At 59.8% G+C, this 11,177-nt stretch carries 9 protein-coding genes; 1 reads left to right on the top strand and 8 read right to left on the bottom strand.

Annotated features, from left to right (window positions below; all coding sequences use genetic code 11):
* Nucleotides 1-5: 5 nt before the first annotated feature.
* Nucleotides 6-584, bottom strand: coding sequence for a hypothetical protein (locus FFY45_RS09550; protein WP_255171915.1), 579 nt, complete (start codon nucleotides 582-584; stop codon nucleotides 6-8).
* Between the two features lie 804 nt (nucleotides 585-1,388).
* Between FFY45_RS09550 and xopP the strand changes: the two genes are divergently transcribed.
* Nucleotides 1,389-3,551, top strand: coding sequence for a type III secretion system effector XopP (gene xopP / locus FFY45_RS09545; protein ID WP_255171914.1), 2,163 nt, complete (start codon nucleotides 1,389-1,391; stop codon nucleotides 3,549-3,551).
* Between the two features lie 310 nt (nucleotides 3,552-3,861).
* Here the strand turns inward: xopP and FFY45_RS09540 are convergent, their stop codons facing one another.
* The 7 genes from FFY45_RS09540 to rpe all read right to left on the bottom strand — a co-directional run bounded on the left by FFY45_RS09540 (nucleotide 3,862) and on the right by rpe (nucleotide 11,094).
* Nucleotides 3,862-4,671, bottom strand: a complete 810-nt coding sequence (locus FFY45_RS09540; protein WP_176340239.1) for a hypothetical protein — start codon at nucleotides 4,669-4,671, stop codon at nucleotides 3,862-3,864.
* Nucleotides 4,672-5,152: 481 nt separating this feature from the next.
* Nucleotides 5,153-5,515, bottom strand: coding sequence for a tyrosine-type recombinase/integrase (locus FFY45_RS22375; RefSeq protein ID WP_369333969.1), 363 nt, complete (start codon nucleotides 5,513-5,515; stop codon nucleotides 5,153-5,155).
* Between the two features lie 242 nt (nucleotides 5,516-5,757).
* Nucleotides 5,758-6,825: a threonine aldolase family protein gene (locus FFY45_RS09535; RefSeq protein WP_176340238.1), complete on the bottom strand. Its 1,068-nt coding sequence runs from the start codon at nucleotides 6,823-6,825 to the stop codon at nucleotides 5,758-5,760.
* Nucleotides 6,825-8,300 carry an anthranilate synthase component I gene (trpE, locus tag FFY45_RS09530; RefSeq protein ID WP_176340237.1) on the bottom strand — a complete coding sequence of 492 codons (1,476 nt, stop codon included), beginning with the start codon at nucleotides 8,298-8,300 and terminating at the stop codon, nucleotides 6,825-6,827. Before trpE ends, FFY45_RS09535 begins: the two co-directional genes overlap by 1 nt.
* A 471-nt stretch (nucleotides 8,301-8,771) precedes the next feature.
* Nucleotides 8,772-9,701: a lipid kinase YegS gene (yegS, locus tag FFY45_RS09525; RefSeq protein WP_176340236.1), complete on the bottom strand. Its 930-nt coding sequence runs from the start codon at nucleotides 9,699-9,701 to the stop codon at nucleotides 8,772-8,774.
* A 233-nt stretch (nucleotides 9,702-9,934) separates the two neighbouring features.
* Nucleotides 9,935-10,426: a GNAT family N-acetyltransferase gene (locus FFY45_RS09520; protein WP_176340235.1), complete on the bottom strand. Its 492-nt coding sequence runs from the start codon at nucleotides 10,424-10,426 to the stop codon at nucleotides 9,935-9,937.
* A complete protein-coding gene (rpe, locus tag FFY45_RS09515) occupies nucleotides 10,423-11,094 on the bottom strand; it encodes a ribulose-phosphate 3-epimerase (RefSeq protein WP_176340234.1) in 672 nt (223 codons plus the stop codon). The genes FFY45_RS09520 and rpe overlap by 4 nt, the downstream gene beginning before the upstream one ends.
* Nucleotides 11,095-11,177: the final 83 nt, after the last annotated feature.

Raw genomic sequence — 11,177 nt, 5'->3', positions numbered from 1 at the left:
GTTGTTCAGAGGTTCCTTAGGAGCGGCTGCCCAATTTCAGGTGCGCCTCTCTGCTCAAGAAGATATTTATTGACATTCTCAGTCGATACTGGGCTTACGTTGGCAAGTGCAGCGGTCGCTCTGGCATCTGGCTGAGCCCGTGGAGGCCGTTGGAACAAGGGAGTAGGCTGCGGATTTAAGCCTTTTGATTGGTCTAACGTCATTGCTGTTGGATGTGTCACCCACGCATCCACAACGACCGTATCTTTCTCGCCCCACGTGGGGTCACGGGGATCACCAATCAGCACGTAAGCATGGTCTTCATCTGCGTCGCTTACTCGAAGTAGAGGCGCATTGAGTGAGCTGGCCGCCAATAGCGTATAACCCACATTTGCATGTTCGTTGCAGTTTCCGGCTTGGTAAGCTACAGCCCTACCCGCATTCTGAATGGGATCCTGATTATACTCATTGTCTCGCAGCATCGCCCGCCTTGCCCATGACTCTCCTTGGGTATAGCTGATGTCATTTTTCTGGTTACCTGCACCATAAGGTAGCAAGTATTTTACTTTCAGCACTGCATCTTCAGCGAGCTTCAAGTTTTGCATAGTGGAGGCGTTTACTTTCTTCTTTTTCGAACTGAACTTACTCAGCCCGAGGAACTCAGGAGCTGTATATTAATGAAACTTGACAATGGACTCTTGATCGAAGCCTGCCAAGCCATTGGGTGAATGGGATTCGTGTAAGCCATTGGATCGGTGGATCTTTGGCATGTCAACGTTCTGGATACGGGACGGCAAGTCTGATCTTCTTGGCACTTCAAGATTTCTCGAAGAGCGAACCTTTATTTTCATGTGCGAAATAAGTGAGTTAATCGACCATCGCTCTGGATGTCGTCTAACGCGCGATGGAGCATAAGGGTGGGCTAATCAGTTACCCTCAAGGACAAGGAAAAAATCGGATCCACCGCCGCATCGCCGATGCACGCTGGGGAGCAGTGCGGAGCTTCGGACCAATAGCCATCCGTTCGCATCTTTTTGCGCAGTACCGGTTCGGTTCTGACTTACTTGTTGTCCCCGCGCTTTTGTCGACGAATATGCGAATATTCATTTACACATAACTAGACAGGGCGAGCGCACCCATACTCATTGGCAGCCCGACCACATGCTTCAGAAGGTTCCTCTTCGAGATCTTTTCGAAGGGGCGAAAGCGCCACCTTTAACCGCGGAAGCTGGCGGAAAATCGGGGCTATTCCTAATCCTTCGATTGATTAATTGCGCGCTGGCAGGGCAATCTGCAGTATTCATCAATTATTTTCAGTTGCCGGCGACATGATTAATAATTGTCAATAGAGCGCAGCGAACAGTTAATCAGTGATGGTGTTACGAACGCCAGAAGAAAAGGAAGAAATCATGCATCGTGTCGAAATGATCAAGCAGCGCTCTATAGAGTTGGCTGAGTCGACGAACCTTGCCATTGTGCCGACAGACTCCGCGACGGCAACAAACACTACTGGCGGCCGCCCTGTTAAGCAGTCGCCGCAACTACACGGACTTGCCGCCAGGCCCCCCAAGCCCGTAAGGCAGACCGTTGTGGGTTCGTCTGATGTGTTGCCGGGGCCATCAAGCCCTGTGTTATTACCCGCGGCTGCCATGCAGCTTCAGCGCATTGACCCAGGCGAAATGCTGAGAAAAGCGCTTGGCAAAGCCAAGATCTTTAGAGATGTGATCGTCAGTAATGAAGGCCCGCAGGGACAACGAGGGGCTACGTCGAAAGTGGCCCCGGAACAGAAGGTCAAGCTATCGCTGGCTGCCATGAAGTCTGCCCGCGAAGGATTGCAGGCAGTCGCCGATTTGAAGGTGCAGGGGCGGTTGCAGTCTAAAGCCGCAGTGGAGCACGAACATGCATTGTTGACGCTTCTCGGAACGTCCGCTGCAGTCGGTTATGCAGCACGTGACGAACTGCTGGAAGACAAGTGGATGCAGCAATTTGACATCATTCGGCCGATTGAACCCGCGATCGGCGCCACTACTGTGCAGGCGGAGCTGCACAACAGTGATGTTGAGCGTCAGCAAACCGAAGAGTGGCAGGGGTATTTGAGCGAAATCGAACAGTACCGGGGAGCAATGGATGAGTTGCTGAGACGCATGAAGGCGCCGGATACACACAAGAAAATACGCGAAAATGTCTCAGCCATGGTGCCGTTGATCAGGACCAATCTGGGTTTTTGCCATGAAACGATGCAGTCAATCCGGAGTCTGCTCGTCGATATCCATCGTCTGCAGCTGGAGCGTCAGGTCGAGGCCAAGGGCATGCCGGAAGTCATGGATAGATTGCACGAATTGGACGAGGCCAAGAACTACCGCGGCGATAACGTAGCAGCGGCGTTTTCGGCGCTGAGCCAAGTCGTGATCGAATCGATATGTCCCTCGGAAGCCGGCGTTGCATTGACTCCGCAGGTGGTGGCACAGCACAAAGACGTTCTTGAGGACTATGCAGAGCACTTTGGGCGCATCGGTCTGAAGCTATGCGTGGATGTCGCTGCTCTCATTGAGAATGATTGTGACGATCATATCTGGAGATCGATGCTCGATTTGGCGCAGGCACTGACCGATTATCGACGGTGTGTGCTTGACCTCACCAGTTCCGTTGTCGCCGGAAAGCGCGAGGTCGTCACGTCGCCATCTGCAACGATCGAGCAGCTGCCCGTGCCGAGGGCGTCGCCGAGACCGGCCCGCAAGCATCGCAAGCCGGGCAATCGAGCGGCCGAAGAGTCTAACCCCGTCCCTGCACCTCCTGCCATCTTGAGCGATACACGGACGCTTGCACAAAAACAAGCGGATGCGCTGTTAAAGAGCATTCCGCTGGAACGATCCATGGTGACCGAACTGGACGCGGACTTCATGCTGATTGCGAAAATGCTGGGAAGGGACACCAGCAGCGTCAACAGTATGATGCATCGCTCCGGGCAAGATGCGGCGATTGCTTTCACGTTCGTACGCGCGTCGGTCCGGGACTGGTTCGCAAGGGATCGGTTGCTGCAGACAAAGGCGAAACTGTCGCCAGAAGACGATCGGATTGCCCAACTCACCGAGCGTTTGCAGCTGGTGGACATGATCGAGCAGCGTGTGCAGATCCGCGAAGCAGATGCGCTGAAGAGCGACCCGCAGCCCCGTTCGCCACATCTTTCGCGCTTGCTGGAGATGAGCGAGGTTGCCCGCGTAACTTCACCAATTCGATTACCCTCCGACCACGACAATGGAGATCGCGGCACGCTGTTTGAGATACGCATCGACCACGCACCGTTGTCCAACGGCAAGCGCCCTGCGCCATGGTTCGTACACCTGCATACTTCCGAGCCGGTGACGGCGGACGCGTTGCCTACCCTGGGCCACAAGGCTTTTAACGCCGTCCATCTGAAAACGGCAAGAGAGAAAAATCTAGGGAAGCGCTGGGAGATGCTCATGCGAGCGCTCGGTCATGCCGATGCGAAGGTACACCGCTCCACGATCGATTCGGCGCTGCTCGCCTCGTTGTTGCACATGGGAAGTGGTGGTGAAGCAGCAGTCGGATAATTCTCAAACCAGTAGTGGCGACTGCCGTTAGCGCCATGCTTCGTTCAAGATGACAGGGCTCCGGGGAGCGCCTGTCACATGGCCATGCGTGCCGGCAGAGTGTCAGTTGTTATCGCGATTTGTTCGCACAGAACTTGGTAGATCAGAGTGCGGTTAAATGCCGTTTAAAGATGGAGAAGGCGGCAACGCGACCTGGCACCTTGTGTCTCAGAGCCAGCGCAATGGCGGACAGCGGGCACATGACGGCTCGGCGTATGCACAGCGCAAGCAGCAGCTTCGCGCCCCAACATGTGTGCTTGGTGTGTGGCGTTCAATCGTTGTTGATACGCCTCAGCGCCGCAATTCCTTCGCGCAAGTGCTCCACCGTACTTGATGAGACCTCGTCAAATGTCTGACTTCTCGTGCCATCTGTATACACAGTGGCTGGATTGGTGCTCAACCGAGAGTCCCACATTGAATCTTTGTCGACTCTGAACGCATGCACTGCCAATTTGTCCCCAAGAGACAATGCCGGCTGTTTACGCATCGCTTTGCTTCGGCTCAGTCGCTCTTCAACCCGCTCCGAAGTCATCGGCTGAATCACTGTGGCGTTGTCGGCCATCCTATGCCACTCGGAACTACCGGGCGCAAACGTATTAACTATCATGCCGTCATTGGGCCGGAACGGAGTCCAGGTGTCTTTCCTGGCGTCGTGTAGCTTTGCTTCGGACAGCGTCATTGCAGAGGGAACGACAGGCCAAGGATCAACCACGACAGTGTTCTTGTCTCCCCACGTCCTGTCTCGTGGGTCGCCGATCATAGTATATGTGTGGTCTAATTCCCGAGCCTCCCAAACACGCACGACTGGTGCATTGATCTCGGTCTCGGGCTCGCTGCCCATACGAAGCAATATGGCAGCCGCCAAGGATGCATGCACTGGGCAGTTGCCACCTTGCGAATACTTGGCCCTCTGCAACTGAGCTTGCATGTTGCCATGTGGGGCAAGTTCGTCGCCGAGCCTGAGCCGAGCCCAGCTTTCGCCACCACTTGCTGCGACATCCACAACTTGGTTACCAGCCCCGGTGTCCAAAACATCCTTGACAACCCGATTCGCCATTTGCCCAACTTGCAGGTGAGCCATGGTCTGCGAGTTAACCTTGACAGACTTGCGCCGGAGGCCTGCCAGGACACCTAGTTCGGGGCTCGATAATTCTTCGTGGGCCCGCACCGACGGTCCATACTGGACACCCGATGCCAATGGGTCTATTCCTTCATCGAGGCGCGACGAAGTCGAATAACCGACGCCGCCATCAGACTTTATACAATTTCCCATAATTTTTCCTTTTCGCTATAAATTCGTTCTCAGCGGGCTGCTGAAATAACGTTTCAAAGGCGACCGGCGAAAAAAGCATACCGCTTAGAACCGTCTACAAGCCATTTCTGATATTCTGGCACCACGGACACGCATCAAGAATCGCCTCTTAGTCTATGTAAGCGTTTATCGAAAGAGGTTGGGTGGACGCGAATCCATAAGACTAAAAACGAAAAAATCCGGCGCGCGACAAAAAGATCCGCAGGGTGAAATATCGGATCATCGCGATGCCGAGTAGAGACGCGTGGGGCTAGCCATTGCCCTTTCTATATCTACATCTTCGAGATGTTTGAGCACATCTAGCCCGAACTTTATTTCGCTTAGCATGCGCAAGCTGGCGCTCGATGGCATCGGGACGAAAGCCCATTTCGTTCAAGAGCGTGGATGCAGTTGCACGGGAGCCATGCGCAGAGAAGCAGATGCTGTCCTTTCCGTTGAATCCCATACGCTCAAGCGTGCGATCCAACATGGTGGCCGTCATGGACTCTTGTGGCCTCTTATAGTTGGGCAACAGGAAGCCGCGTCCACCTGTAGACGTCTGCGATTCCTTCAGCAATTCGAGGTCCAGCCTGGACAGCGGAACGATGTGCTGTTCACGGGTCCCGGTGGGCAGGTGCTCGGCCTGGCGACTATTAGATCAATGAAGGGGCTGCTTTAAGGGCGCGCGTGCCTTGTCATGCTCGGCACGTGCAGAGGGCAGCAATATCTCCGGATACTCGCCATGACATAGACACCTTCCTTGCTGACGATGCGGATTGCAGGAACTCACTGCGCAATCAGGAAGACCGCATAGATGTTTTCAGCGTAGGTGCCGGCAATTTGCTTCATCCGGTTCTTCCTTGATGAGAGAGGTGGTTATGGACGCATGGCGGAGTGGCCGAGCACTGCGAAGTCCGCACACAGACGATCGACAGCGGCTGCCGTGGTCGCCCACGATGTCACGAAGCGGATCACGTGGCTGCCATCGGCGCGCACTTCCCAACGCTCGAAATCGTAGCGTTGCGCCAGCTGCGCGGCCTGCTGCGCGCTGACGGCGATGAACTGCTGATTGGTCGGCGAGTCGCTGGTGAACTGCGCGCCAGCGGCCAGCAATCCGGCGCGCAAACGCTGCGCCATGGCATTGGCATGCGCAGCCAGCTCGAAGAACAATCCATCTTCGAACAAGGTGGCGAACTGCACGCCCAGCACCATACCCTTGGCCAGCAGCGCGCCGCGCTGCTTGATCAGATAACGGAAGTCGGCCTGCAATGCGGGATTGACGATGACCAAGGCTTCGCCGAGCAAGGCACCGTTCTTGGTGCCGCCGATGTAGAACGCATCGGTCAGTGCGGCGATCGTCGGTAGATCCAGATCGTTGCCATCCGCTGTCAGCGCTGCGCCCAGGCGCGCGCCATCCAGATACAGCAGCAAGTCATGCGCGCGGCAAAAGCGCGACAACGCGTCGAGTTCGGCACGCGTGTAGATGGTGCCGCTCTCGGTGCTGTTGGAGATGTAGACCAGGCGCGGTTGCACCATGTGCTCGTTGCCGTGGACGCCGAGCACCGGCTGGATCAGCGCCGGGGTCAGCTTGTCGTACGACGCAGGCACGGTGAGCACCTTGTGGCCGGTCGCTTCGATCGCACCGGTTTCGTGCGTGGCGATATGGCCGGCTTCGACTGCGATCACGGCCTGATGCGGGCGCAGAAACGCGGCAATCGCGGTCAGATTGGTCTGCGTGCCGCCGACCAACAGATGCACGTCGGCCTGCGGTTGCGCGACCGCCTGCCGAATCAACGCAATCGCACGTTCGCTGTGGCGATCGGTGCCGTAGCCGGCGTTCTGCTCGGCGCTGGCCTGCACCAGTGCCTGCAGCAGACGCGGGTGCGCGCCCTCGCTGTAGTCGTTGCGAAAACTGATGCATACGGCGCTGCCCTGCCCGTCCATCACAACCCCTTGGCCGCCTGCGCAACCGCACGAAACAGCGCGCGGCCCTTATTCATCGTCTCCTGCCATTCCAGGTCGGGATCGGAGTCGTAGACCACGCCGCCGCCGGCCTGCACATACAGATAGCCGTCCTGAATGACGGCAGTGCGGATGGCGATGGCGGTGTCGGCGTCGCCGTGCCAGCCGATGTAACCTACTGCGCCGGAATACACGTTGCGTTTGACCGGCTCCAGCTCGCGGATGATTTCCAGCGCGCGGATTTTCGGTGCGCCGCTGACGGTGCCGGCCGGGAACGTGGCGCGCAGCACATCGCTGTAATTCAGGCCGGCCTTGAGCGTACCGGTCACTTCGCTGACGATGTGCATGACATGGCTGTAGCGTTCGATCACGAACTGCTCGCCGACTTTCACGGAGCCAGGTTCGGCAACGCGGCCGACATCGTTACGCCCCAGATCAATGAGCATCACGTGCTCGGCACGCTCCTTCGGGTCGGCCAGCAGTTCGGCTTCCAGCGCCTTGTCCAGCTCGGGCGTGGCACCACGCGGGCGGGTGCCGGCGATCGGCCGCACAGTGACCACACCATCGCGCAGGCGCGCCAGGATTTCCGGCGAGGAACCGACCACCTGCGTGCCGCCGACATCGAGAAAATACATGTACGGCGATGGATTGAGCGCGCGCAAGGCGCGATACACATCCACCGGGCGCGCACGGAACGGCACACGCAAACGCTGAGAAGGCACCACCTGAAAGATGTCGCCTGCGCGCACGTATTCCTGCGCCTTGCGCACCACCGCGTGATATTCCTCGCGGGTAAACGAGGAACGGAAATCCGACTCGTCGATGGCATCGGAAATCTGCGCCTGCGGATACCCCGCACCGCCCTGACGCAGGCGATGCGCCAGCTCGTCCAGGCGCCGATTGGCGCGCACATAGGCCTGCGGCTGGCGCGGGTCGGCATGCACGATCAGGTACAGGCGGCCCTTGAGATTGTCGAACACCGCCAGCTCTTCGGAGAGCATCAGCAGGATGTCGGGCGTGCCGAGTTCGTCGGGCTTGTCGCCGCCACCCAGGTGCGGTTCGATGTACTGGATGCACTCGAAGCCGAACCAGCCGACAAGGCCACCGGTGAAGCCGGGCAGGCCGTCGAGCTGCGGCACCGAATGCTCGGCGCGCAAGGCATCAACCTCGGCGAGTGGGTCGGCAACCTCGCGGGTTTCCAGCACTTCGCCGTGCTCGCTGATTTCCAACGCATGCCCGCGGAAGCTGTACACGCGCCGCGCCGGCAGGCCGATGATGGAATAGCGACCGAAGCGCTCACCGCCTTCGACCGATTCGAACAGATAGGTGTAGGCGCCGTCGGCGAGCTTCAGATAGACCGAGAGCGGCGTGTCCAGGTCGGACAGCACTTCGCGGACAACGGGAATACGGGTGTGACCTTCAGCGGCCTGGCGCTGGAACTGCTCTGCGGTGATCAAGACGACTTTCCTTCCGGGACTCTGTGGCGGGGCGGACGACGGCAACGGGCCACCATCGCCACCAGCGGCGAGCGGAAGAGAAGGAGCGTGAAGTCGTCAGGCGGGACACGTGGGTACTGTAGCGCAACTGCTGGTTTAGGGCAGCAGGGGCGGTGCCGAAGATGTGCGAATTGCGAAAGTGAGTTGGGTTGTGTGTTGTTGGGTGTGGCTTTTCAAGCTGAGTGACATCCGGGCCGGATGGCGCGTGTTTGTCGTTGATGGGTGTATTGGGCTGTGGGCTGTCTGCGACGACTTGCTGTTGGCCAATGTCATAGCGAGATGCCTGGTAGCGGCATGTGTGTCGGCGCAGGGACCCTCACCCCAACCCCTCTGCCGGAGGGAGAGGGGCTTACAGCGGTGCGATGGCGGTTGCTTCGCTTGAGCCGCAGTTGCTTCGCTTGAATCCCGATTCCCGATTCCCTATTCCCAGCTTCAAGCGCTCCGCAACGGGCATTCCACCGGCAAATGCATGCGCAAGCGCGCCGGCACGCATTCGATGCGGAAATGCTGCGAGGTCTCCGGTTCGCCGTCCAGATTCAAGGTCAGTGGTTGGTGCGAGACCATCTCCAGCCAGGGCAGCCGGGCGCGCACGGCAACGCGTTCCAGCGCGGCCTGTTTGCCGCCGGTGACCAGGGTACCGAGGGTGGCGGCCACTTCGCCGTTGAGCGCGGGCACGATGGTAACGTCGAGCAGGCCGTCGTCGATCAAGGCCTCCGGGCACAGCGCCTGGCCGCCACCGGCCTGGCGCCCGTTGCCCAGGCCGAGTGCGATGAACTCGCCTTCCCAGCTGAAATCCGGGCCGCTGAAGCGGGCACTGATCGGGTCGATCCGGCCCAGGCGCGACATGCCGGTGATCAGATACGCCAGGCCGCCGAGCATCTTCTTCAAGCCCTCGTCGGTTTCCACGGTGACCTGGGTACCGAAGCCGCCACTGGCGACGTTGGCGCACCAATGCGGGCCGTGCTCGGCATCGATGCGCAGCAGGTCGATCGGTTGCGCCGGGCGTTCGGCGATCAGCGTCAGCGCGTCGAGCGGCTCGAGCGGGATGTTGGCGGCGGTGGCGAAGTCGTTGGCGGTGCCCAGCGGCACCAGACCCAGCGAAGGCAGCATGGCGGCATCGGTGTCGTGATGGGCGAGTGCGGCGGCCACTTCGCTCAGGGTGCCGTCGCCACCGGCGGCGACCACGGTGTGCACGCCGTCGGCGACGGCTTCGCCAACATAACGCTCGGCATCGCCCTCTTCCCAGGTGACCCGTACATCGAGCTGGATGCCGCGCTTGCGCAGCGTTCCCACCGCCTCACGCAGGTCCAGATTGTCGGTGGACTTGCCGTTGAGGATCAGACGCCAGTGGGACGGGGCCATGCGCGCTGCCAATGCTGTGGGAGTGATGCGCGCAGGCTAGCAGCGGGCCGCTGCGTGCATCGTGAATACGCACTGCCACCGGGCTGTCATTGGCATGTCATCGATGACCCGGAGGATGGAAGTCCATAGCAGGGACGACGGGCGGGGGCAGGATCAGCCTCCAATTTTCTTGAAGGCCGCTCCAATGGGAGCGGCCTTTTTTTTATGTGCCGCTGTTGCGCGCCGCGCTTGGCTCAAGCGCCAGCGGCAAACGCGGCCAGGCGCTCGCCGTCGAGCCGGTACACCGTCCAGCCCTCCATCGGGCGCGCACCGACGGCCTGGTAGAACGCGATGGCCGGCGCGTTCCAGTCCAGCACCGACCACTCGAACCGCCCGCAGCCACGCTGCACGGCCAACTGGGCCAGATGCCGCAACAGCGCCAGGCCAGCGCCCTGCCCGCGCGCTTGCGGACGCACGAACAGGTCTTCCAGATACAGACCGTTGCGGCCGAGCCAGGTCGAGTAATTGAAGAAATACACCGCAAATCCCAGCGCCTGCCCGTCCTGCTCGCAAATCAACGCGTGCGCGGTGGCGCCGTCGCCGAACAGGCTGGCGCGCAACGCGTCCGGGCTGGCCTTGACCGCATCGGGCTCGCGTTCGTAGACCGCCAGTGCGGTGACCAGTTCGTGCAGCAGCGCGGCGTCATCGGGCGTGGCGCTGCGGATCTGCAGCGGGGCCTGGCTCATCGCACCGCATCCACCGCCGCACGCATCTGCGCGATCACCTGCGCATAGTCGGGGGCATTGAAGATCGCCGAACCGGCCACGAAGGTATCGGCACCGGCGGCGGCGATCGCGCCGATGTTGTCGGCCTTGACCCCGCCATCGATCTCCAGCCGGATCGGCTTGCCGAGCGCATCGATCTTGCTGCGGATCGCGCGCAACTTGTCCAACGCCGAGGGAATGAAGGCCTGCCCGCCGAAGCCGGGGTTGACCGACATCACCAGCACCAGATCCAGCTCCGGCAGCACCCAGTCGAGAATGTCCACCGGCGTGGCCGGATTGAGCACCAACCCGGCCTGGCAGCCATGCGACTTGATCAGCTGGATCGTGCGGTGCACGTGGCGGCTGGCCTCGGGATGGAAGCTGATGGCGGTGGCGCCGGCATCGGCGAAATCCGGCACGATGCGGTCCACCGGCTCGACCATCAGATGCACGTCGATCGGCGCGGTGATGCCGTGCTTGCGCAGCGCCTGGCACACCATCGGGCCGATGGTGAGGTTGGGCACATAGTGGTTGTCCATCACATCGAAGTGCACCCAGTCTGCGCCGGCCTTCAGGACATTGTTCACCTCTTCGCCAAGACGGGCGAAATCGGCGGACAGGATGGACGGGGCGATCGCCGTCGGTTGCATGGGCAGCTCGGAAGGTAACGGAGCGCACATTCTCGCAACCGGGATCGCAGGATGAAAGCGTCAGGACGAAAGCGTCCTGCATC

The organism is Xanthomonas hortorum, assembly GCF_011305375.1.
Lineage (GTDB): Bacteria > Pseudomonadota > Gammaproteobacteria > Xanthomonadales > Xanthomonadaceae > Xanthomonas > Xanthomonas hortorum_E.
Note: the sequence above shows the minus strand (reverse complement) of the source record. Positions and strands in the feature narration are given on the sequence as shown.